Annotated in this window: 3 protein-coding genes and 1 pseudogene; all 4 read right to left on the reverse strand. The window is 74.2% G+C overall.

Going from position 1 to position 25,269, the window contains the following annotated elements; translation table 11 throughout:
- Window positions 1–5: 5 nt before the first annotated feature.
- Complete coding sequence (locus ACIQ1J_RS34010) at window positions 6–1,100, reverse strand: MupA/Atu3671 family FMN-dependent luciferase-like monooxygenase (RefSeq protein WP_403563038.1); 1,095 nt, start codon at window positions 1,098–1,100, stop codon at window positions 6–8.
- Entirely contained in the window at window positions 1,097–15,586 is a 14,490-nt protein-coding gene (locus ACIQ1J_RS34015) for an SDR family NAD(P)-dependent oxidoreductase (RefSeq protein ID WP_403563040.1), read from the reverse strand. The genes ACIQ1J_RS34010 and ACIQ1J_RS34015 overlap by 4 nt, the downstream gene beginning before the upstream one ends.
- Window positions 15,583–25,077: an SDR family NAD(P)-dependent oxidoreductase gene (locus ACIQ1J_RS34020; protein ID WP_403563076.1), complete on the reverse strand. Its 9,495-nt coding sequence runs from the start codon at window positions 25,075–25,077 to the stop codon at window positions 15,583–15,585. Before ACIQ1J_RS34020 ends, ACIQ1J_RS34015 begins: the two co-directional genes overlap by 4 nt.
- 90 nt (window positions 25,078–25,167) lie before the next feature.
- A pseudogene (locus ACIQ1J_RS34025) lies at window positions 25,168–25,269 on the reverse strand (phosphopantetheine-binding protein); the annotation flags it as partial.

Here is a 25,269-nt window from a genome sequence, read left to right on the forward strand (position 1 = left end):
GGGTGTCAGTTCCGGGCGTAGTACCAGGACAGGGCGTCGTCCGGGGCCGCGGCGGCGGAAGGCGCGGGGGACGCGAAGCGGGCCCGCAGCTCGTCGAGGCTGGGCAGCATGCCCAGGACCGTCTCGAACGGGACGCCGAAGTCGACCAGGCACGCGATCTCGCCGACGCCGATGTCGCTGAGCCGCCGCACCACCTTCGCGCACTTGTCGGGCGTACCGAGCAGCGAGCGGCGCTGGTAGAAGTCCTCCGCCGCGACGTCGACGAGCGCCTTGTGCTCGGCGTCGCTCATGGCCGACGACGCTCCGTCGACGGCGGCGTCGTTGCGTTTCTGAGCGACGAAGGAGGACAGGTAGTTCCGGACCGGATCGTGCACGATCCGCTTCACTTCCGCCTCGTCGTCGCCGACGAACGTGTGCAGACCCACGGTGACGATGCCGGACGCCGGGTCGAGCCCGGCCTCGCCCCGGGCCTTGCGGTAGGCGGAGATGTTCTCCTCCAGGCGCTCCCAGCTGTCCAGCAGCGTCAGGACGTTGAGCCCGGCGCGGCCCGCCTGGAGCCACGTCTGCGGGTTGGACGTGTGCACCAGCCACAGAGGCAGCTCCGGCTGGTGCGGACGCGGGTAGGTGCGCACGTTCAGGGGCTGTCCGTCCGGACCCGGGAACGCCACCTGCTCCCCGCGCCACAGGGCGCGCAGCGTCTCGATGTGCCCGAAGGTGTACTCCCGCCGCGTGTCGTACAGGTCGGGGTGGAAGACGAAGTCGCCCTTGTGCCAGCCCGTGGCGAGGCAGATGCCGACGCGCCCGCCGGAGAGCTGGTCGACCAGGGCCCACTCCTCGGCGACCCGCACCGGGTGGTGGTGCGGCAGCACGACGCTGCCGGCCCGCAGGTGCAGGTTCTTCGTCGTGGCCGCCAGGGCCGCGCTGAGGACGGACGGGTTGGGGAAACTGCCGCCGAACTCCTGAAAATGGCGCTCCGGGGTCCAGATGGCCTTGAAGCCCTTGTCGTCGATGGCGCGGGCGACGTCGAGGACGAACCGGTACCGGTCCCCGAAGCCGTTGCGGTCGTTGGAGGAGAAGAAGTAGACGCTGAAGTCGGTCATGTGCGCGGTCCGTTCGGAGCGAGAGCGGGCAGGGTGCGGGTCACGACCTCGGCGATGGTGCGCAGGTTGTCCTCCAGGACGATCGTGAAGTGGTCCGCGTCCAGGTCGTGGACGCTCACGTCGTCCCCGGCGAGCGAGCCGAGCCCGTTGGTGGTGTCGGAGTCGTCGCGCCCGATGGCGGGCATGCCGTACGGGTTCTCCGCGGCGGAGAAGCCTTTCGTGGCGTGGAAGACCGTCGTGCGCACCGGGCGGGCGAGCGGCCGGGCCTCGTAGTCGAGCAGCAGCTTGCCGTTGAGGTCGAGCAGGGCGAAGCGGGTGCGGACCAGCCGGTGCACCTCGTCCGCCGAGAGCTGCGCCGGGGAGCCTTCTACGACATGTCGGGTGACGTGGTCGATGGCCTCGTCGCTGGACATGCCGATCAGTTCGTCGATGGTCAGCGTCGGATCGGCCTTCCACAGCTGGGAGGCGGAGTTGCCGATCAGCATCAGCGTCACTGCGTCCTGGTTCTCCTCGGTGATCACCGTGTTGTCGACGCCGTTCCAGGCACCGGTGCCCGGCAGCAGCGCGTCCACCAGGTACAGGCGCGACACCTCCTGGCCCGCCTCGACGAGCTGACGCGCCATCTCGAAGGCGAGGATGCCGCCGAAAGAGGCGCCGCCGAGCACATACGGTCCCTCGGGGTGCTCCTCGCGGATCTCCGCCACATAGCGGGCCGCCATCGCCTCGATCGACGGGAACTCGGTGAACCGCAGGTCGGAGTCGAGCTGCTCCAAGCCGTACAGCGGGTGCTCCATGCCGAGATACCGGGACAGGTAGATGCAGTAGCTGACATCCCCGAACAGGTGGTGCACCCAGAACGACGGCGTCTTGCCGCCGCTGCGGTTGATCGGTACCAGGAAGTGTCGGTCCTCCGCGGGCACGGTGCGGACCTCGCGGTCGGTGATCCGCAGCGGTGTCCGCGCCGCGGGCGTCGGCTCAGCGGTGCGCGCGGCCAGCAGGGCCGCACCCTCGCGGGACACCGCCCCGCCGGGCACCGTCACCGGTTCCAGCAGCGCCGGCGGCGGCACGAGCGCTCGGTCCCAAGACCTGGCGTCGGGCGTGGCCAGGACGGCGGTCCGGCCGGCCAGGGCCAGCGGGCGGACCGCCGTGTCGCCGGCCGCCCGGCGCAGCACCCCGCGCCAGTCGGCGGCGAAGGCCAGGCGCTCGGCGAGTTCCGTGCCGCGCAGGGGAATGCCGGGCAGCGGGGAGAGGGACTCCGCGGCCCACCGCAGGGCGGACTCACGGTCCGGACCGGTGCCGGTCGTCGTCAGCGGACTGCCGGACCACACGGCGGCGAACTGCTCGGCCACGGCCCGGACGTCCGCCGCGGCGTCCTCCGCGAGCGCAGCGTCGGGTCCGGGCGCGTCCAGGAGGACCAGCTGCGCGACCTCGTGCCCGGCGTCGGTCAGAATCCGGGCCGTCTCCGCCGCCAGACGCGCGGCGACCGAGTGCCCGGCCAGTCGGTACGGGCCTTCAGGGCGGTCGGCCAGGATCGCGCCGGCGCACGTCTCGGCGAGCTCGGTCAGACCGTGGCCGTTGTTCGTGCCGTGCGGCGCCGGGGAGGTGAACTCCACGCCCCGGACCGCTCCTTCGGCGCCGAGCCAGGCGCGCAGGTGCAGCAGCCAGGTCAGTTCGCCGGTGGCTCCGGGCAGGCCGTACAGCGGTGTGCCGGGGCCGTCATCGCCGAAAGGGACGACGGCTGCCTCCGGGGCGGCGGCGACCGGCTCGGCGGGCGCCTCCGACGTGTGCCGGGCGGCTGCTTCGGTGTCACCGGCCGCCGGGCCGTGCGGGGAGACGCCGTACTCGTCGATCAGGTGCTGGACCAGGCTGTTCAGGGTCGTGCACTCGAAGATCGCTGCCATCGGGATGTGGTCGCCGAACGCCGCCTGGATGCGCTGCATGATCCGCAGGGCGGAGATCGAGTCGACGCCGTACGCCGCCAGGTCCCGGCCGGCGTCCACGGACTCGGGCGGCAGCCCGATGCCCTCGGCCAGGAGGACCCGAACCTGTGCGGCCAGTTCCTTGGCGGAACCGGAGGCCGGGCCCGCCGCGGAGGTGCCGGCCGAGTCGGCCGCGGTCGCGGCGGTGGGCTGGGCCGGGACGGACGGGGCTTTGGGCCCAGGGTCGGTGACGGCACTCGTCGGGGCGGTGGCGTTCGCCGAAGGAGCGGCACCGTTGACGGGGGAAGCCACCAGGAGCGGTGGGGCGGTGGGGGAGACCGGGCCTGCCGCGGCCGGGGCCGCCGGAACCACCGCCGGAAGCGGGGCGGGCGGCGCCGTGGGACGGGGAGCGGCGTTCGCCGGCGCTGCGGCCGGGGCAGGAGCGGCCGGCGCGAGGGTCGGAACCGAAGGCAGCCAGTGGCGCTCGCGGGCGAACGGATACGTGGGCAGTCCGGCCACCCGGCGCCACGGGGCACCGGCGTGCAGCGCCGACCAGTCGATGTCCGTGCCGCGCACCCACAGCGCTGCCGCCTTGCCGAGGTCACCGGACCGGGCCAGCTCCAGCACACGTGCCCGGTCGTCGTCGTCGAGCAGGCCGGCGGCGGTCCGGTCGGGGGCGGCCGGGGTGGTCTCGACGGCGAGGTCGTTCTTCTCCCCGGTGGCGAACGCCCGCAGCGCGTCCGCCAGCCGGGCGGCCGAGTCGGTGACCACGGCCAGACGGCGCTCCAGCGCGGGCCGCCCGAGCTGGAGCGTTCGGGCCAGTGCCCGCAGGTCGACGGCGTCGCCGCCACGGGCCGCCGCCCGTGCCACGTGGTCGGCGAGCAGCGCCGCGTACTCCTTGAGCCGGTCGTCGGTGCGGGCGCTGAGGACGAACAGTTCGGGGGTGCCGTCGTGGACCTCGGCCGGACGCGGGTCGACGAACTCCTCGACGACCACATGGGCGTTGACCCCGCCGAAGCCGAAGGAGCTGACCCCGGCGAGCCGCGGCGCCTCGGCCCCCGAGGCGGTGCGCGGCCGGTCCCAGGGACGGGCCGAATCGACCAGGTGGAACGGGCTGCCCGCCAGGTCCAGCAACGGATTGGGCCGCTCGACATGCAGGGTCGGCGGGAGTATGCGATGGCGCATCGCCAGCACGATCTTGATCAGACCGGCGATCCCCGCCGCGGTCTCCAGGTGGCCGACGTTGGTCTTGACGCTGCCGAGCCCGATGAACTGGCCCCGATCGGCGCCCACTCCCAACTCGCGGAACGCCTGGGTCAGGCCGTTCAGTTCGACCGGGTCGCCCAGGGCGGTCCCGGTGCCGTGCGCCTCGACGTAGCCGACGAGGGAGGCATCGGTGCCGCCGCGCCGGTGGGCCGCCGTGATCACGGCCGCCTGCGATCCGGAGTTCGGCGCGGTCAGCGAGGCGGCCCGGCCGCCGTGGTTCACCGCCGTACCGCGCACGAGCGCGTACACCGTGTCGCCGTCACGCAGGGCCGCCGACAGGGGCTTCAGCAGGACCGTGCCTACCCCCTCACCACGCACATAGCCGTCGGCGCGGTGGTCGAACGTCTTGCAGCGGCCGTCCGCGGCGAGCATCCCGGACTTGCCGAACGCCAGGTAACCCGTGGGGGTCAGGGTGAGATTGACGCCGCCGGCGATCGCCGCCGAGCACTCGCCGTCCTGGATGGCCCGCACCGCGCGGTGCACTGCGACCAGACTGGAGGAGCAGGCCGTGTCCACCGGCTCGCTCGGACCGCGCAGGTCCAGCAGGAAGGACGCCCGGTTGGCCAGGACGCTGTGCGCGTTACCGGTGGCCAGCTGGCCGTCGATCTCGACGCCGGACTGGAGCAGCAGCGTCGCGTACTCGGTGGAGCCGCAACCGACGAAGACGCCCGTATCGGTGCCGGCCAGGGACGCGGGGTCGTGCCCGGCGTCCTCGACGGTCCGCCACACCGTCTCCAGGAAGAGCCGGTGCTGCGGGTCCATCAGCTTGGCCTCGCGCGGCGAGATGCGGAAGAAGCCGGGGTCGAACAGGTCGGCGTCGGCGAGGAAGCCGCCCCAGCGGGAGGGCACCTTCTCCGGGTCGGTGCTCGGGTCGCCGTAGATGTCGTGCCAGTCGAAGCGCTCGGCGGGGATCTCCCCGACGAGGTCCCGTCCGGCCAGCAGATGGGACCAGTACGCCGGGAGGTCGGGGGAGCCGGGGAAGGACCCGGCCATGCCGACGACGGCGACGGGCTCGTCCGCGTGTCCGCCCGGGACCTCCTCCCGTACGGCCGTCGGGGGCACGGGCTCCTGCCGTGTGGCAGCGGGTTCGTCCCGTGCGGGGGCCGGTGCCGCCGCTCCGGCGGTCTGCCGGGCCAGCGCCTGGACCAGCGCCCCGACGTTGCGGAACCCGTACAGGTCGGCCGGGTTCAGGGCGGTGCCCAGCTCGGCGTTGACCCGGTCGGCCAGGTCGATGACCGTGACCGAGTCGAAGCCGAAGTCGCTGAGGTGCTCGTCCAGGCCGATGTCCTCCGGCCGTACCCCCAGCACCGCCGCCACCGAGTCCACCACGGTTGTACGTATGCGCTCGACGGCCTCCGACGCAAGGTGGCCGTTGGTGTCTGACACGTCGTTCTCCTCCAGGTCCGAGGGCTGCCGGGACTGTGGTGCCCGGGATGTGAGAGCGGCGGGCGCCGGGGTGCGGTGAGGCGTTTGCGCGCGGTCCGCGTCGGGCGTCCGGGCGGCCGTGGCGGGAACCGGCTCGGCGGGCAGGCGGTGCACCGTCCGCGCGAACGGGTAGCCCGGCAGCGACACGATCCGTCCGTCGGGGTGGCCGAGCGCCCCGTCCGCGCCGGTCAGCCGGGCGCCCGTGGCCCAGGCCGCGCCCGCCGCGACGAGCGCCGTGGTGCCGGCGCCGGCGGGGACGGCATACTCGGTGTCCGCGTCGGCGGGGGCATGACCGGTGCTGACCCGCTCCGGCCGCTCGCCCGCGAGGTGGCCGCCCAGCAGGGTCAGCAGCTCAGGCACGTCACGCGCGACGACGGCCAGCCGCCGGCCGAGGGGTTCACGGCCCGCGGCGAGCGTCCGCGCGATGTCCGCGAGCGCGGGCGCAGCGGTGCCGAGCGCCGCCAGATGATCACGCAACCGCTCGGCGTGAGTGCGCAGTTGCTCCTCCCGGCGCGCCGAGAGCAGCACCAGTCGCGGCCCGTCCTGCGGAGCCGGTGTCCGTGCCGGGGTGGGCGGTCCGGCCACCACCGCATGGGCGTTGGCACCGCCCGCGCCGAAGGAACTGATCGCGGCCACGCGCTCGGCCGGGGGCACGCGGCCCGGCCATGGCTCCCGCTCGCGCACCAGGCGCAGTGTGCGGCCGTCGAACTCCTCGACCGGCTGCGGGCAGTCCAACGTGGCGGCCAGCTCGCCGTGCCGCATCTGCAGCAGCACTTTGGCCAACTGGGCCATGCCGGAGGCCGCTTCCAGGTGTCCCAGCGACGGCTTGACGGAGCCGACGGCCGTGCCGCGCCCGCCGAACACCCGGGCCAGCGCCGCGGCCTCCACCGGGTCGGCCAGCGGGGAGCCCGTCGCCTGGGCCTCGATGTACTGCACCCCGTCAGGGCGCACGCCGGCGCGGGCGAGGGCCCGGCGGAGCAGTTCCTCCTGGGCGTCGGCGCTCGGGGTGACCATGCTGTCGGCCGCCCCGTTCGCGTTGACGGCGGTGCCGAGCACCAGCCCGTGGACGCGGTCGCCGTCGCGCAGCGCCGCCGACAGCGGCTTGATGACGACGGCGCCGACGCCTTCTCCGGGCACCATGCCGTCGGCGTCCTGGTCGAAGGAGCGGCTGCGGCCGTCCGGCGAGAGCATCTTCATACCGGCCAGCGCGGTGTGGTGGGACGGGTCCAGGATCAGATTGACCCCGCCCACGACGGCCGCGCCGCAGTCGCCGCGCCGCACGGCCTCGCCCGCCAGGTGGAGTGCCGTCAGCGCGGACGAGCACGCCGTGTCCACGGCGAGGCTCGGCCCGGTGAAGCCGAAGACGTGCGAGGTGCGGTTGGCCACGGACCAGTGCGCCGAATGGGCGTGCGCGTCGGACCCCGCGCCGCGCAACTCGGCGGCCAGCACCTGATAGGGACTGTGCATCAGGCCGGCGAACACGCCGACACCGGTGCCGGCCGTGGCCCGCGCCGAGCGCTCCAGCCCCGCGCGCGTCGTCCCCGCGTCCTCCAGCGCCGTCCACACCGCCTCCAGGAACAGCCGCTCCTGCGGGTCGCTGCGCTCCGCGTCCCGCGGCGACATCCGGAACACCAGCGGGTCGAAGGCCTCCACGTCGTCGAGGAACGCGCCCCAGCGGCCGGCGCCGCCCGCGCCCGCCGGGTCCCAGCGGTCGCCGGGCACCTCCGTGACGGCCCGGCGGCCCGCGCGCAGGTGATCCCAGAGGCCGTCGAGCGTGTCGCCGCCGGGGAAGCGGCCGGAGACTCCGACGATCGCGAGGGGGTCCTCCACGGCCGACGGTGGCGTGGCCCGGGCCTCTGCCAGGTCGGCGACGGGAGCGTGCGCGGTGGCCGAAGAGGTCACGGTGCGAGGCGCATGGGTGGCGGCCGGTGCCCGCGTGGTGACCGGAGCGGCCGTCGCAGCGGGTGCTCGCGTGGCGACCGGAGCGGCCACCGTGCCCGGTGCCGGGGCGGCCGCGGCAGCTTCCGCCGATGCGCCGCTCCCGGCCGGCGCTGGCCGTGCTTCGGCCGGCGCGGGCCGCCTGCGGCGCCGGGTGGGAACCGTCGGCGTGCTGGTGTCGACCAGGCGGACCAGCGGCTGCGCCGGATCGTCCAGCAACGCCTCGACCACACCGCTCAGGGAGGTCGACTCATAGGGAATCGTGCGCGGGACGGGGCCGAGGTCGGCCTCGATCCGGTCGACGACCTCCATGCTGACGAGGGAGTCGGTGCCGTAGAAGGACAGCGGCGCGGCCGCGTCCAGCTCCGCCTCGTCGAGCCCCAGCACATCGGCGAAGATCCGCCGCAGATAGGCCGTGGCCACCTCGGCCAGTCCGGCGCCGGACGCCGGCGGCCCGGCGGCGGGCTCCGTCGCCCCCGCCCCGGTGAACCGGGCGAACGGCTCCGCGGCAGCCTCCAGCAGTGCCGCCGCGACCCCGCCGAGGGACGTCGACTCGAAGGGCACGTGCCGCGGCGCGGTCCCCAGATCGGCCTCGATCCGGTCGGCGACCTCCATGCTGACGAGGGAGTCGGTGCCGTACGAGGACAGGGGCGCCGCGGGGTCCAGCTCCGCCTCGTCCACCTTCAGTACGTCGGCGAAGACCCGCCGGAGATAGGCCGTGGCGGCCTGGGCCAGGCCGGGCACCGGCGTCTCGGGAACCGGAGGTGCGGCCACCCGCTGCGAAGGCGCCGGCTCATCGGTCGCCGTACCGGCCGGTTCCGGGGCCCGCGGCTCGGGCACCGGCCAGGCGTCGCGCTCGGCCAGCAGCACGTGCTGGCCCGCCGCTGTGTCGTCCGGCCCGGCCGCGCCCACGGTCCGCACCCCGCGCAGCCCGGAGTCCAGCAGCACCGACCGCCAGGCGCCCGGCGTGAGCAGCGGCGAGTGGGGCTGCCGCAGCTCTCCGTCGTCGTACGCCCACCAGCCCTCGGTCAGGCCGAAGATCATGGTCACGGCGTCCAGTACCCGCGTGCCCTCGTTGACCACCAGCAGCCCTCCCGGCCGTAGCAGCCGGGCCGCGGCACGCACGTTGTGCCGTACGTCGGGGGTGGCGTGCAGCACGTTCGCCGCCAGGACGACGTCGTACGCGCCCTCCTCGAAGCCCTGGGACGCCGGGTGCCGGGCGATGTCGAGGACCGAGAACCGGGCCTGCGGGTACGGCTCGGACAACCGTTCGCGCGCCTTGCGGACCAGGCCGGGGGACAGGTCGGTGAACGCGTAGTCGAAGCGGTCACCGAAGGGCTGGAGCGCGTCGAGGACGGGACGGCTGGTGCCGCCGGTGCCCGCGCCGATCTCCAGCAGCCGCAGCCGTACGTCACCCTCGCCGAACCGGTGCTCCGCATAGCCGGCGACGGCAGCCGCGCACACCGCGTTGAAATGCTCCGAGCGCGGGTCGTCGTGGTAGAGAGGCGCCAGCTTGTGGTCGCTGCCGCCGGGGAAGAGCACCGACAGTCCGCTGCGCCGGCCGCACAGCACCTCCGGCAGCACCTCTGTGCACTCGCGCAGCAGGTCGGCCAGCGCGGTGGCGTGCGGATAGGCGGATACCAGACGGTCACGCAGGGCCGCGGCGGCCGCCGGGTCCGGAACCTCCGGCTCGGTGGCCGCAACGGTGAGCGTGCCGTCCGGGTTGGCTGTGAGGTGTCCGCCCCGGGTCAGCGCGTACAGGGCGGCGTCCAGCAGCCGCTCCTGGGCGGGCACGACGGCGAGAAGGCGGACGAGCTCGTCGCGGGCCACGGTCGTGCCGGGCTCGGGCCACGCGCCGTGGCCGAGGAAAGCGTCGCGCAAGAGCACTCGCGCGTACGGCTCGAGGGATGCGAAGAAGTCCGTCCCGGTCAGTCGTGCGTCGTCGGCGGTCCGCCTGCGTGCCGCGGTCTCGGCCACGCGCACGGCTTCGGACGAGGCGGACGAGGCGGACGAGGCGGACGAGACGGCTGGTGGACGTCCGGCCGGCTCGTCCCCGGACCCGGCGAGCCGCACCGGTGCCACCTGCACGGCGGGACCGGCGAGCACTCGCCGGAAGGCGTCGAGACCGGCCGAGTCGCTGATGGGCTCGACACCGAGCCGGGCGGTCACCCGGGCCCGGTAGTCGTCGGTGGCGACCGAACCGCTCTCGCCCCACAGCCCCCAGTTGAGGATGCGCACCGGCCGGTGCAGCCGGGCGGCCAGGAAACGGCCGTACGCGTCCTGGAGCGTGGACGCCGCCGCGTAATTGGCCTGTCCCGCATTGCCGTTGTGCGAGATGGCGGACGAGAACACGGCGAAGAAGTCGAGCGGTTCGCCGGCCAGTACCCGCTGGAGCACGACCGTGCCGTACGCCTTCGGACCGAACGACGAGCGCAGCGTCTCCTCGTCCATCCGCGAGAGCGTGCGGTCGTTCAGTACGAACGCCGAGTGCACGACGCCGTCCACGCCGCCCCACGTCTCGCGCATCCACGTCACCGCCCGTCGCAGTGCGGCCTCGTCCGTGACGTCCGCGGCCGCGTACGCCACCTGGTCCGGCACGGCGGTCAGCAGAGCCCGGGCACGCTCGGGCAGCTCCTCCTGCGGCCTGCGGCCCGTGAGCAGGACCCGGGCGCCGTACGCCGCGGAAAGGTGCTCGGCGACGACCGTGCCCAGACCGCCGGCGCCGCCGGTCACCAGATAGCGGCCGCCTTCCCGCAGGGGAAGTACGTCCTCGCCGCCGGACACGTCGACGCGCTCCAGCTCCTGGGTGTACCGCACCCCGCCGCACAGGGCGACCGGGTGGGCCGGACGGGCGGCGGGCTCGGCGGTCAACTGCCCGGTCAGCGCGGCCCAGTCGTCCAGCCAGGCGCATCGCAGCAGGTCCTCGCGAGCGACGTCGACACAACTGAGGGAGAGGAAGCCGAGCTCGCGCGACGCCGCGGCGACGAGTCCGGGCAGCCCTCCGGAGAACGGGTTGCGGGCCGGCAGGGCCTCGTCGGTCGCCTGCACACCGGACGTCACCACGTGCACGCGTACGCCGGTCCGCGCGCGCTGCGCGTCCAGGGCCTTGAGCAGATGGAACAGGGACACCGGGCCGCGGTCCAGCGCCTCCGTCAGCTGACCCAGGTCGTCGGCCGAGTACAGCCGTTCCTCGACGCCGCCCAGGAACCAGATGGTCCCCGGGTCACCGGCCTCGTCCAGCACCCGGCCGAAGGACTCCGCCGAGAGGGCGACGTCTTCCAGCAGCACGTGCCGGACCGGGTGCCCGGCCGCCCGGTGGTGAGCGGTCAACGCGCTGCCCAGACCGTGATCGCGGGCGGTGCCCAGGACGAGGACCGGACCGCTGCCGCCGGCCGGTGCCGGCCGGCCTGCCACCGACGGGCGCCACACCGGGCGGTAGAGAGGGACGCCGTCCTCCGCAGTGGTCCCCTCCCGCGCGGGCGACGCGGACCGGGCGGCGGGGCGGGCGATGCGCAGCCCCTCGAACCGGGCCAGCACGGTGCCGTCGGCGGTGGCCAGGGCGATGTCCGCCCGCGCGGTGCCGCGCTCGGCGTCCTGGGCCACCAGCGTGACGTGGGCGTAGCGCGCCTGAAGAGGCGATGCGCCGAAGGTGATCCGGGACGCCGAGGCGGGCAGCGCGGCGCGGCCGTCGTCCTCGGGCAACACCCCTTGTACGGCGTGCAGAGCGCTGTCCGTCATGGCGGCCTCGGTCGCCCACTCCGGGACGTCCGACATGGGCCGGGACAGCTCCGCCAGGGCCTCGCCGTCTCCTCGGTGCAGTGCGACCAGTCCCCGGAACAGCGGTCCGTACCGCAGTCCCGCGGCCTCCGCCCTGCCGTACACCTCGGTGGCATCGACGCGCCGGGTGCACCGGGCGCGGACCGCGGCCACGTCGAGCCGGCCGAGGTCCGCTCCGTCGCCCGCGGTGAGCCGGCCGCTGGAGTGCACCGTGCGGGTCGCGGTGCCGCACATCTCGAAGGACGTGCCGTCGCCGGTGAAGCGGACGGCCACGTCCAGCGTGTCGTCCTCGACCTCCAGCGGCACCCGCCAGCGGACGTCCTGGAACACCACGGCGCCGTCGGTGAGTCCGGCCGCCTGCCGTGCCAGCCCCAGCTGGACGACCCCGGCGACCACGGGCCGGCCCAGCACCGTGTGATCGGCGATGACCGCGTCGGTGCGGCGGATCACCGCGAGGCCGGTGTCCGGGGCGCCGGCCGCTTCCTCGACCAGGTCCACCCAGTACCGCTTGCCGCCGAACGGATACGACGGCAGTGGCACAGGTGTCGGACGAGGACCGTCCGCGAACGCCGCCCGCCAGTCGACGAGGGCTCCGGCCACCCAGGCGTCGGCGAGCTCGTCCCAACGCCCTTCCGTCGTCGAGGGTCGTACGTCCGCGGGTGCTTCGCCACCGTCGGCGCGACCGGTGCGCACGGCCGGCGACACCTCGCCGTCCAGGTGGCCACGCAGGCGGGCGAGCAGTTCGCCGACCGACGAGGCGACGACCGCCAGCCGGTGGTCCCACTCCTCCCGGCCGGTCAGCAGGGTGAAGGCGATGTCGCGCAGTGCGCGGTCCGGGTCACGGGCAAGGTCGTCGACGAGGTGCTCGACCCGCTGCCGCAGCTGCTCGGGAGTCCGCGCCGAAAGGCCCACGGCGTACGGGCGGCCGTCGTCCCCGGAGCCCTGCGGAGCGGGCCATTCCTCCAGGACCACATGGCCGTTGGCGCCGCCCGCGCCGAAGGAGCTCACCGCGGCGCGGCGGGGTGCGCCTTCCGGCGCGGGCCAGGGAGCGGTGGTCCGCTGCGGTCGGAACGGGGTGGTCTCCAGGTTGAGCCCGGGGTTGACCGGCTCGCTGTGCAGTGTCGGGACCAGGGTGCGGTGCGCGAACTGCAGCACGACCTTGGTGATGCCGCACACCCCGGCCGCCGCCTCAAGATGGCCGATGTTGGACTTCACGGAGCCGATCGCGCAGAAGCCGGTGTCATCGGTGTACTCGGCGAACGCCCGCTTCAGTCCCTCGACCTCGACCGGGTCGCCCAGGGCCGTCCCCGTGCCGTGCGCCTCGACGTACCCGATGGTGCGTGCGTCGACGCGGGCGGCCCGCAGGGTGTCCGCGACGACCGCACCCTGGGCGCGCGGGGTCGGCACGGTGTAGCCGTTGCTGCGGCCCCCGTGGTTCACGGCGGTTCCGCGCACCACGGCGTGGACGCGGTCGCCGTCGGCGAGGGCGTCGGACAGCCGCTTGAGAATGAGCGCCCCGGCGCCCTCGCCCGGCACGAAACCGTCACCGCCCTCGCCGAACGCCCGGCAGCGGCCGTCGGATGCCAGCAGCCGCATGTCGGTCAACGTCGCGTACTTGATCGGGTGGATGTTGACGTTGACCCCGCCGGCGATCGCCATTCTCGTCTCGCCCGACAGCAGACTGCGGCAGGCCAGGTGCAGCGCGGTCAGCGAGCCCGAGCAGGCGGTGTCGAGGACCATGCTGGGGCCGTGCACGTCCAGGACGTAGCTGAGCCGGTTGGCGATCGAGTAGTCCATGGAGTGCGCGAACACCTTGTTGCCGCGGCCCCACTGCTCGGCGCCGACGAGGCCGTACTGAGAGCCCGTCACACCGACGAAGACGCCCACGGAGTGCGTGTCGCCGACGCGGGTGGCCTCGTGCAGCCTGCGCCGCGAGTATCCGGCGTGCTCCAGCCCGGCCCAGGCGACCTCCAGGAAGATCCGCTCGTTCGGGTCGAGCTTGGCGGCCTCGCCGGGCGAGATGGCGAAGAAGAGCGGATCGAAGCGGGCCACGTCGTCGAGGAAGCCGCCCCACTTGCCGGTGATCGCGCCGGTCGTGCCCCGCCGGGCGGCGAGGTGCCGGTCGTTGTCCCAGCGGTCCCGCGGGACCTCACGGATCAGATCGGTGCCGGCGGCCAGCGACTGCCAGAATTGCGTCAGGTCGGCACCGCCCGGATACCGCCCGCCGACGCCCACGATCGCGACCGCCTGGTCGTAGGGCAGACCGCCGCCGAGCTCGCCCGGCGCTGCCGGCGCTGACCGTTCCCGGTCCACGGGGACCGATCCTGTGACGGGCGGCGGCCCGGCCGACTCGGCGGCCCGCGGGGTGTCCGGACCCAGGACCGAGCGGAGGGTGTCCGGTCGCCGGTCGGCGAGGAAGCGCGCCAGCTCGGCAACGGTCCGGTACTCGAACAGCAGAGTGACCGGAAGGTCGCCGAAGCGGTCCTCCAGGGTGGCGGTGAGCTTCTTGATGAGGATCGAGTCGACACCGAAGGTGGAGAACTCCTGGTCGGCGCGGAGCCGTCCCGAGGGCAGTCTCGCCGTCTCGGTGACGAGGTCCAGCAGGTACGCTTCCGCGGCGGTGACCAGGTCCTCGCCGCTCACGGCGGTCGCGGCCTCGAGCCCCGCGTCGCCGGTGGCCTCCTCCGCGGACACCTTCGCCACCCAGGCGCCGATGCGCTCGGCCCGTCCGTAAACCACCAGCGTCTCGGGTTCCCCGCCGACGACGGCGTCGGACAGGGCACGCAGCCCCACCTCGGTGGGCATGGGAAGCATGCCCTGCATCTCCTCCAGCACCCGCCGGTTGTCCGCCGAGATCGCCATGCCGCCCTCGGCCCACAACGGCCAGGCGACCGCCACCGACGCGCCGTGGCGCGAGCCCGCGGCGACCCGCCGGGCCCGGGCGGCGGCCAGCTCGCCCAGCGCCCGGTTGGCGGCGGCGTAGTCGGCTTGCCCCGGGGCGCCGAAGTAGGCCGACGTCGACGAGAACAGGACGAAGAAGTCGAGCGGCAGATCGGACGTCAGCCGGTCCAGGTGGTCCGCGCCGTCCAGCTTCACGGACAGCACCCGGTGCGCCGACGCGGTGTCCTTGTTGACCAGGTAGGAGTCCTCGTTCAGCCCTGCGGAGTGCAGCACACCGTCCAGACCGCCGTACTCCCGCTGGGCGGCGTCGACGGCCGCCTGCGCGTCCCGGTGGCGGGTGACGTCCCCGCGGACGTGGACGACCTGGGCACCCGCCGCCTCCAGACGGCGGAACTCGGCCAGTTGGTCCGCGTCGGGTTCGGAGCGGCCGGTGAGGACCAGCCGGGCGTGATGCTCCCGGGCGAGCAGCGCAGCCAGACGCAGCCCGATGCCCCTGGCACCGCCGGTGATCAGGTACCGGCCGCCGTCGCGGAACGCGGACGGCCGGTCGGGACGGGCCGGGGAGGGGCGGAGCACCCGGATCTCCCGGCCGTCCGCGCCGTACCGCACCTGGGCCAGGCCCGGCCGGGCCGCGGACAGTTCACCGAGAGCCACCTGGAAGGCGTCCTCCGCCCACGCCGGCACGTCGTCGACCTGGACGCAGACCGCCCGCAGTCCGCGGTCCTCGGCGTTCGCCACCTGCGCCAGCGCGCCCAGGGCGGCGCCCGCCTCCGGGCGGGACCGGCCGGTGAGGAACACGACGGGCACCGGGCCTTCCGCCCGGTCGGAGATCAGGGCGCGCAGCGCGGGAAGCACCAGCTCGACCGCACGCCCGCACCGAGTGGTGCCGGCCGGCAGGTCGAAGACCAGCCCGCGCGGCCGCCTGCCCCGTGCGGTCTCCTTGCGCAAGTACGCCGTCCACGACGCCGTGTCCCCGTCGAGGTCGATGCCGAGCCGGACGGCTCGGACACCGGCCGGCAGGTGTGTGTCGGCGCCGTCCACCACGAGCAGGACGTCACCGGCCGTGACAGCGGGGTACGCGGCCGGACGCGGGGCCGCCGGCTCCCAGACGGGGGTGTACCCGACGAGTTCCATGCCGCCGGCCGGGTCGGCGCCGCCGCCCGCGCGGGCGAGCAGCCGGGCGGCCACCGCCGGGTCGAGCTGCCCGCCGCGGACTCGCTCGAGTACCAGGCGGCGGACGGTTTCGGTGTTCGGTGTCATCGTTCCATCCCGTCGTTCCGGACCAGGCTCAGGTCCACGTCGTCAACGGTCAGTTCGCCCCGGCTCAGGGCGTCGAGCATGGCGACCAGTTCCTCGGGGGCGTCGTCCTCGGCGGTCGCGGAGGTCCGGTTCCCGCGGTGGTCCGCATCGGCGGTGTTGGGGTGTGTGTCGGCCTCGGCCGTCGCCCAGAACGTGGTGGGCGCGAAGGGGTAGCCGGGAAGGCTCACCCGGCGGACACCGGCCGGGGAGAGGGCGGCGAGAGTTCCCGCGCCGGCTTTCCCCTCGACCCACTGGCGGCCCAGCGCCCGCGGATCGTCCTTGGGCACGGCGGCCGGCCCGGCGCTGCCGGCCCGGCCGGTGAACAGGCGGTCGTCGCTGCGGCCCGTGGCGTACGCGCGCAGCGCCGTGACCAGCTCCGGGAGCGTGCCGGCGACCACGGCCAGGCGGTGCTCCATCGCACTCCGGCCGGTGCGCAGCGTGTGTGCCACCTCGGCGGCGGAGACCGTACGGTCGCCGTCGAGGTGATCCGCCAGCGCACGGGCCGCGTCCCTCAGCCGACCCTCGTCGCGGCCCGACAGCACGAACAGTTCGACCCGGCCCGCCTCTACGGCGGCGGCGCCCGGAGCGTGGTCCGGGTACTCCTCCAGGATCACGTGGGCGTTGGAGCCGCCGAAACCCATCGAGCTCACGGCCGCCCTGCGGGGCAGCGTCCCGTCCCGGTTGTCGGTGGGCGCCGGCCAGTGCTCACGGCGGTCCGCGATACGGAACGGGCTGCCGTCCAGGTCGAGGAGCGGGTTGGTCTCGTGGAAGTGGATGCTCGGCGGGATCTCGCCGTACCGCAGGGCGAGGGCGGCTTTCACCACGCCGGCGAGACCGGCCGCGGCTTCCAGGTGTCCCATGTTGGACTTGATGGACCCCACCGCGCACCAGGGGTCCACGCGCTCGTCCTCCCCGAGGCCCGCACGCTCCGCGAAGGCCCGGCGCAGGCCTCGCAGTTCGATCGGGTCGCCGACCTCCGTGCCGGTGCCGTGCGCCTCGACGTAGCCGATGGTGCGGGGGTCGGTGTCCGAGTCGCGGAGCACCCGTGAGATCAGTGCCGCCTGGGCGGCCGGGTTGGGCACCGGCAGTGACTGGGCGCGGCCGCCGTGGTTGACCCCGCTGCCGCGCACCAGCGTGTACACGGTGTCGCCGTCGGCCAGCGCACGGGAGAGCGGCTTGAGGTACAGCGCGATGACGCCCTCACCCCGGCTGAAGCCGTTCGCGGACCGGTCGAAGGCATGGCACCTGCCGTCCGGGGACAGCGCGCCCATCTGGCCCAGCGCGACGTACATGTCGGGAGCCAGCAGCAGGTGCACCCCGCCGACCAGGGCGTTGGAGCACTCGCCGCTCTCGATGGCGCGCGCCGCGCGGTGCAGTGCGGTCAGCGAGCTGGAGCAGGCGGTGTCCACGGCCTCGCTCGGCCCGTGCACCCCGAGCTCGAAGGAGATGCGGTTCGCCAGCACCGTCTTGGCGTTGCCGTTGACGGCGTACGGCTCCCGGTACCGGCCCACGCGGGCGAGGTGCGCCGTGTAGTCGTGGGAGGTGGCGCCGACGAACACACCGGTGTCGCTGCCGCGCAGCGACGACGGCGCGTGTCCGGCGTCCTCCACCGCGTGCCAGGCCGTCTGCAGCATCAGCCGCTGCTGCGGGTCCATCACCTCGGCCTCACGCCCGGATATCCCGAAGAACTCGGCGTCGAACTCGGTGACCCCGTCGACGAAGGCGCCCCACTTGCTGTTGGTCGTGCCCGGCTCGCGGTGCGGGTCGCCGAACAGCGGTCGCCAGTCCCAGCGTTCCGCGGGGATCTCGGTCATGTGATCGGTGCCCGCCAGCAGATCGCGCCACAGGGCCCGTGCGGTCCGTGCGCCGGGCATACGGACGGCCATGCCGACGATGGCGACGGGGTCCCGTCGCACAGCGCCATCGGTCTCGGTCTCGGTCTCGTCCTTTGGCCCCGCCGCCACAGCGGGCGCCACGGATGTCCCGGTGGTCACAGCGGTGCCGGGCTCGCGGGCGAAGCGGGCGCAGATCTCCGGTGCGCGGGCCAGTAGCTCCCGGGCGAGCGCGGCGACCGTTCCAGCCTCGTAGAGCAGGACCTTCGGCAGCTTGCCGAAGTCCTCCTCCAGCTCCCGCACGAGCTGGATGGTGCCGAGCGAGTCGACACCGAGCTCGGTGAAGGAGGTCTGCTCGTCCACGCTGTCCGCCGAGACGGACAGGAAGGAGGCGACGACCTCCCGCAGATGGGCCCGCACACCTTCCTCGGGGTCGGCCGGCCCGGACGCGGCGGGCGCGGCGGCGGGCCCCGTCCTTCGGGTTTCGTCCCGCGTGGTGGCGGACGGCGGACCGCCCTCGGCGCGCGCCACGATCACGCACTGGTCGTCCTCGTCCGGCACGCCGTTGTCGTGCGTCTGCACCCAGCTCTGCGCGAAGCCGGCCCGCCGCAGGCTGTCCTGCCAGCGGTCCTGCGCCAGCAACGGGGCGCCCGGCATCCGCTCGGTGTCCCGGCAGGTCCACCAGCTGGGGATCATTCCGAACAGCAGGAACTGGTAGTCGATGTTGGAAGTGATCTCGTTCAGCAGCAGCAGGCCGCCGTCGGTCAGCAACCGGCGCAAATGGGCCGCCGACTTGGTGATGTCCTCCGTCGCGTGCACCACGTTGGACGCGATCAGCAGGTCGTACGCACCCTCCTCGACGCCCTGGGCGGCCGGGTCGTGCTCCAGGTTGAACGTGGAGAACACCATCGGCAGGCCCGCGGTGGCGAACTTGCTGCGCGCCTGGCGGAAGTACGAGGCGGAGATGTCGGTGAAGGTGTACTCGACGCGGGCCCCGTAGCCGGCCAGGCGTTCCACGACCGGCCCGGTGGTGCCGCCGGTGCCGGCGCCGACCTCCAGGATCCGCACCGGGCGGCCGGGGTCCCGCGCCAGGCGCTCGCGGACGTAGCCGTCGGCGAAGTGGGCCACCACGGCGTTGTAGTGGTCGGCGATGGCGTTGCCGTGGTAGACGCTGCTCAGCAGGTCCGCGACCTCCCCGCCGAAGTACAGTTCGATTGCCGAGGTGCCGCCCGTCACGACGCGCGGGATGTGCGGGATCACGGCCCGGGCCAGCGCGGCCAGGTCGCCGACCTCGGGGTGGTCGATCGTCAGGTCGTCGAACTCCCTGTCGATCAGGTTGTGTTCGGCCGCCGGGTCGGGCAGCGGACGCGGAGCGGCGGTCACCACGTCGGCGAGTCGCGCGACATAGCGCTCGTACGGTTCGACGGGCGGCAGGCCGGCGAGGACATCGGCGCCGGACAGCTCACCGGTGGCACCCAGGTGCTCGCGAACCGACAGGGCGGCGAGCCGGGAGCCGACGGCACCCAGCCGGTCCAGGCCGCGCCGAACGCCGATGGCGTCGTACCCGGACCCGTACATGAAGGACCTGGCGGTGGCGAGAGCCTGGGCGTCAGGCCCCTCGGCGTCCCGCGCGGCGTGCCGAGCCGCGGTGGCGGCAGTGGTCGGGGTGTCCGGGGCCGGAGCCGTGGCGGTGGGAACGGCCGAAGGGGACGGATCCGCCGCGGTGGCCGGCGCGACCGGGACGGGCGGGGCCGGGACGGGCGGGGCCGCCGGCGCGGGTGCGGTGTGCTGCTCGGTCTCGCGCAACCAGAAGCGCTCGCCCCGGAAGGGCCGGCCGGGCAGATTCAGGCGTGGCGCGTCGGAGCCGCCTGAGACCGGTGTCCACGCCACCGTCTCCCCGCCGGCCCAGCGTCGCGCGGCCGCGACGGCCGACGCGTCCGATCCGGGCGCCGCACCGACCGTTCCCGCGTCGACCGGCCCCGCGAGCAACGCGTCCAGTTCCGCGCGCAGTTCACCGTCGGTGGCGGCGACCACGGCGATCCGGGCGGGCAGCGGATCACGGCCCTGCTGCAGGGTGGCGGCCACCGCCACCAGGCCGGGCCGCCCGTCGAGGGCGGTACGGTGCCGGCGCAGCACCTCGGGCAGCGCCTGCGCGGACGAGGCGGAGAACGGCACGACCAGGCTGCGGTCCCCCGCCCACGCCGTACGGGCGCGGTGCGGCGCCTCCTCCAGGACGACGTGGGCGTTGGCGCCGCCGAAGCCGAAGGAACTCACCCCGGCCCGGCGCGGCACACCCGGCCGCGCGGGCCAGTCGCAGGTTTCCGCGGCGATGGCCAACTCCGCGCCGTTCAGGGCGAGATACGGGTTGGCCTGCCGGAAGTCCGGCATCGCCGGGATCCGGCCGTGCTCCAGGGACAGCACCGCCTTGACGACTCCCACGACGCCCGCGGCGCCCTCGGCGTGCCCCAGGTGGGCCTTCGCCGTGCCGACGACGACCGGCGGGGCGTCGCCCGGGCGTCCGGTCAGCGCGCCGCGCAGCCCTTCGATCTCGATCGGGTCGCCGAGCTTCGTTCCGGTTCCGTGCGCTTCCAGCAGACCCATCGTGTGCGCCGGCAGACCGGCGTCACGCCATGCCCGTTCGATGAGTTCGCTCTGCCGCTGCGGACTGGGCGCGGTGACCGTGCCCGTGTGGCCACCGTGACCGACGGCGACCCCCTTGATGACGGCCCGGACCGGATCCCCGTCGGCGAGCGCTGCGCGCAGCGGCTTCAGCAGGACCGCGGCGACCGCCTCCGCCGGCACGTAGCCGTCGGCACGCTCGTCGAAGGCGTGACAGCGGCCGCTCGGCGACAGGGCTCCTGTCCCCGACAGCGACAGGTAGTGGCGTGGCGTCAGCAGCAGGTTGGCGCCCGCCGCGAAAGCCATGGAGCACTCGCCGCGGCGCAGCGACTCCACCGCCAGCTGCAGCGCGTGCAGCGACGAGGAGCAGGCCGTGTCGACGGTCAGGCTCGGCCCCGACAGGTCGAAGTGGTGCGAGGGCCGGTTCGCGGCCATCGTGGTGGCGGTGCCCGTGGCGTCGTACGGCCCCGGCCAGCGGCCGCGGGCGATCATCTCGCCCTCGTAGTCGCGGAAGCACTCGCCGACGAAGACGCCGGTGTCGCTGCCGCGCAGCCGGGGCAGGACGGCCGCGTCCTCGGCCGTCTCGTACAGCACCTCCAGCAGCAGGCGCAGCTGCGGGTCCATCGCCTCGGCCTCGGCCCGGGGGATGCCGAAGAACATGGCGTCGAAGCGGCTCACCTCGTCGAGGAAGCCCCCGGCCGGGCACTCGGTCGTCCCCGCCGCACCGTCGGCGTCGAGGTACCGGCCGTGGTCCCAGCGGTCCGCCGGCACGTCGCCGACCAGGTCCCGCCCGGCGAGCAGGGCGTCCCACAGCTCGTGGACGTTCGAGGCGCCGGGGAAGCGGCCGGCGAGGCCGATCACGGCGATGTCGCGGTCCGTCGTCTCGGAGGCGGGGGCGGGTGGTTCCACGACGGAGACGCGGGCTTTCGGGGCGGGCACGACGGTGGCGCCGTCCCGGGGGGCCGGTGTACCCGGTCCGACCGCCGTCCCCTTGAACGAGCCGTACCAGGCGCGCACCGCCTCGCCGTGCTCCTCGGCGAGGTGAGCCGCCAGCTCGGGGACACGTGTGCGACGGAAGAACACCGTGGGCGCGATCTCGACGCCCAGCTGATGCCCCAGCCGGGCACCCAGCGTCACCACGTCCACCGAGGTCAGCCCCAGTTCCATGAAGGTCCAAGCCGTCAGCTCGGCGGACAGGGTCGCGGCCTGCGGCAGGACCCCCGTCACCGTCTCGGCGATCATGGCCTCCAGGTCGGCCGCGAGCTCCGCGTCCGCCGGGCCGGCCGCCCCGTCGACGGGTTCGATCCCGCCGTCCGGGGCAGCCCCATCGCCGGGGGCGGCCCCGCCGTCCGGGGCAGCCGTCCGGACGCGTTCCGGCCAGATGACCGCGAGCAGGCGCTCGACCTTGGCTCGGTCGCCCTCGAAGACCGCGAGCTGCGGCCCGTCGTGGGCCAGACCGGCCTCCAGCGCGGCCAGGCCGTGCGCCGTCTTCAGCGGCACCAGCCCGGTGCTCTCCAGCACCTGGGCCTCCACGGCCGGGTTGATCCGCATGCCGCCGTCGTCCCACAGCGGCCAGTTCACGGCCACGCTGCGGCCCCGGCGCTCGCCCCGCCGCACGAGCCCGTCCCGCCAGGCGGCGAAGGAGTCCATGTAGGCGTTGGCGGCGGTGTAGTCGGTGGTGCCGATGGATCCGAGCACGGCAGAGGTGGAGGAGAACAGCACCAGGTAGTCCAGCGGCCGGTCGGCGGTGGCCAGGTCCAGGTTGCGGGCGCCGTCGAACTTCGGCCCCAGCACCCGCCGGACGGAGTCCCCCGTCTTGGTGATCAGCAGGCCGTCCTCCACCACGCCCGCGGTGTGCATCACCCCGGTGACCGTGCCGAACCGCTCCTCCGCGGTCGCCACCAGCCGCCGTACGTCCTCCAGCCGCGTGACGTCGGCCTGGACGTACGCGGCGCGCGAGCCGAGCCCGGCCAGCTCGGCCAGGAACTCACGCTGCGTGGCGCCCTCCGGGGAGCGGCCGAACAGCACGATGTCAGGCTGGGCCGTGCGGGCCATGCGCCGTGCCACGTGCCGGGCGATACCGCCCGTGCCGCCGCTGATCAGGCAGGTGCCGCCCGGCCGGGCCAGCGGGGTGCCGGCGGGCAGCGGACGGGTCGGCGCGAAGCCGCGCACCTCGCGGACACCGGCCGCGGTGCGCCGGACCTCCAGGTCTGCGGGCGCCGACGCCTCCGCGAGCAGCACATCGGTCGTCCGTGCCGCGTCGTCCGGGGGCGCGGCGAACCGGACCGTACTCAGCGGCAGCTTGGGCTGCTCCAGGCGCAGTCCGCGAGCCAGGCCGCCCACAGAGGCGTCCGGTGGGCACTCCGTGGGGGAGTGGTAGGCGTGCACGACCGGTAGGGCCACGCGGCGGCCCACCGCCCATGCCTGGCACAGCGCGTACACCGACAGCAGTCCGGTCGGCCGCTCCGGCGGTCCGTCGGGGGCGGAGCCGTCGAGGTGCCACAGGTGCAGGATCGCGGCGGGCACACGGCCCTCCTGCTCGAGCGCCTTGCGCAGCTGCCCGTGGTCCTCGGGGGAGTCGGGCGAGACGGTGAAGTGGTCGGCGGACAGCCGGGCGAACGCGCTGCCCGGGGTGACGAGCACCGGGCGGACGCGGGAACGCAGGGTCGCGCAGCGCGCGTCGGACGTGTCCAGCACCAGCACCGTCTCGCCGTCGAGCGGGACGGTGACAGGCGGGGCCGGACGGGGCGCCCAGGCAGGCTCGTACAGCATCACCTGGCGCAGGTCGTCCAGTGGGACGCTGCCGCTGCCGCTGCCGCTGCCGCTGCCGCTGCCGCTGCCGCTGCCGCTGCCGCTGCCGGTGCCGGTGCCGGTGCCGGTGCCGGTGCCGGGGACCGCGGTCCGCGGCTCCGGCGCGCGCTTCGGTCGGACGCTCCTCGGCTCGTCGGCGGGGGTGATCCAGTGGCGTTCCCCAGCGAACGGATAGGAGGGCAGCGCGATCCGCCGTCCGTCAGGCACCGGGGCAAGAGTGTCGACCGTGCCGTTCGCCCAGGACTCGGCGAGCTTCTCGGGAACTGCCGGCGCCTGCGCGGGCCTCACGGCTCCGGTCGCGGTCCGCCGGGCCGTGGCACGGGTGTGGGGCACCGCGGGTGTACGGCCCGTCGCGAACGTGTCGAGCGCGTCCGCCAGTTCCGCGGTGGAGGCGACGACGAGCGCGAGCCGCTCGCCCAGGTGGCGTCGCCCGACGGCGAGCGTGTGCGCGACGTCGGCGAGCCGCGTCTCGGGGCGCGTGCGCAGGGCGTCCGCGAGGTCGGCCGCCCGCCGGGTCAGCTGCTCGCCGGTGCGGGCCGACAGCGCGATGAACTGCCGGGCCGACGCCGCCTGCGTGCCGGCGGCCGGGGACTCGGGTGGCACGTATTCCTCCAGGACGACATGGGCGTTGGCCCCGCCGAAGCCGAACGCGCTGACCGCCGCGCGCAGTGGCGCGGGACACCCGGTGGCCGGGTCGGTCACCGGCGTCCAGGGCTCCTCGGCGGCCGGCAGGCGGAACGGTGACGCGGCGAAGTCGATGGCGGGGTTCGGGCGTTCCGCGTGCGGTGTCGGTGCCAGGGTGCGGTGCCGCAGGCACAGCAGGATCTTGGTGAGCGAAGCGAGGCCGGCGGCGGCCTCGGTGTGGCCGATGTTCGCCTTCACCGAGCCGATCGCGCAGAAACCGACCGCGTCGGTCTCCTTACGGAACGTCCTGGTCAGGGCGTCCACTTCGAGCTGGTCACCGAGCGTGGTCGCCGCTCCGTGCGCCTCGAGCAGCGTCACGGCCGACGCCGGGAGGCCGGCTCGCGCCAGGGCTTCCTCGACCACCCGGCCCTGCGCCTCCGGGCTCGTGATCGTGTAACCGGGGGTGCGGCCGGTGTGGTTCACGGCCGATCCGCGTACGACGGCCAGGATGCGGTCGCCGTCCGCCTCGGCGTCCGCCAGCGGGCGCATGATCAGCGCACCCACGCCGTCCGCCGGGACGTACCCGGACGCGTCCGCGCCGAAGGGGCGGCTCGTACCGTCCTTCGCCAGCAGTCCGTTGGCCGCCGAGCGGACGTACTTGTACGGGTGCAGGGACAGACTCACCCCTCCGACCAGGGCCGTGCGGCACTCTCCTCGGCGTATCGCCTCACAGGCCTGGTGCAGTGCTGTCAGCGAGGACGAGCAGGCGGTGTCCACCAGGACGCTGGGACCGCGGAAGTCGAAGGCGTGGCTGACCCGGTTCGGGATGCCGCCGAGCCAGCTGAGCGCGACGTCCGTGCCGCCGTCCCGCACGCTCTCCAGACCGTGCAGGTGGTAGTCCGCCCACATCGAACCCGCGAACACACCCACGGGGCCGCCGGCCGCCGCCGACAGTGATTCCGGGGTGTATCCGGCGTCCTCCAGAGCCGACCAGGCGACTTCCATGAACTGCCGCTCGTGCGGGTCCATCAGCTTTGCCTGCTGCGGCGGGATGTTGAAGAACAGCGAGTCGAACCGGTCGACGTCCTCGATGAAGCCGCCCCGCTTGAGGTACGAGCGGCCCGGCGTGCCCGGCTCGGGCGCGAACCAGGCGTCCGCGTCCCATCGTTCGGCGGGCACGTCGTCCAGGCAGTCGCGTCCGGTGCGCAGCACCTCCCAGAACTCGTCGAGATTACGGGCACCGGGGTAGCGGCCGGCCACGCCCACGATGGCCATCGGGGCGTCGGCGGACGGCGGCGCGGCCGGTGCGGGCGCGGCTGTGTCGGCCGGCGGGGTGGTGTCGATGGGGGCTTGGATGCCTTCGTCGGTGAGGTGGGTGACGAGTCGGCCGATGGTGGGGTGTTCGAAGAGGAGGGTGGGGTAGAGCTCGGTGTTCAGTGCGGTTTCGAGTTTTCCGGCGATGTTGAGGAGGTCGACGGAGGTGAGGCCGAGTTCGTCGTAGAAGCCCTGGTCCGGACTGATGCCGGTGGCGGGTTTGCCGGTCTGTGCCGCGACCAGAGAAGTCACGAGGGCGGTCAGGTCGCCGCCGGTGGCGGGAGCGGCCGGCGGGGTGGTGCCGGTGGGGGCTTGGATGCCTTCGTCGGTGAGGTGGGTGACGAGTTGGCCGATGGTGGGGTGTTCGAAGAGGAGGGTGGGGTAGAGCTCGGTGTTCAGTGCGGTTTCGAGTTTTCCGGCGATGTTGAGGAGGTCGACGGAGGT

It is taken from the genome of Streptomyces sp. NPDC097107 (assembly GCF_044762405.1).
GTDB classification, from domain to species: Bacteria; Actinomycetota; Actinomycetes; order Streptomycetales; family Streptomycetaceae; genus Streptomyces; species Streptomyces thinghirensis.

What these genes read in the sequence shown, in the direction of transcription:
- ACIQ1J_RS34010 (WP_403563038.1), bottom strand. Translation starts at nt 1,100, where the DNA reads ATGACCGACTTCAGCGTCTACTTCTTCTCCTCCAACGACCGCAACGGC.
- ACIQ1J_RS34015 (WP_403563040.1), bottom strand. Translation starts at nt 15,586, where the DNA reads ATGACACCGAACACCGAAACCGTCCGCCGCCTGGTACTCGAGCGAGTC.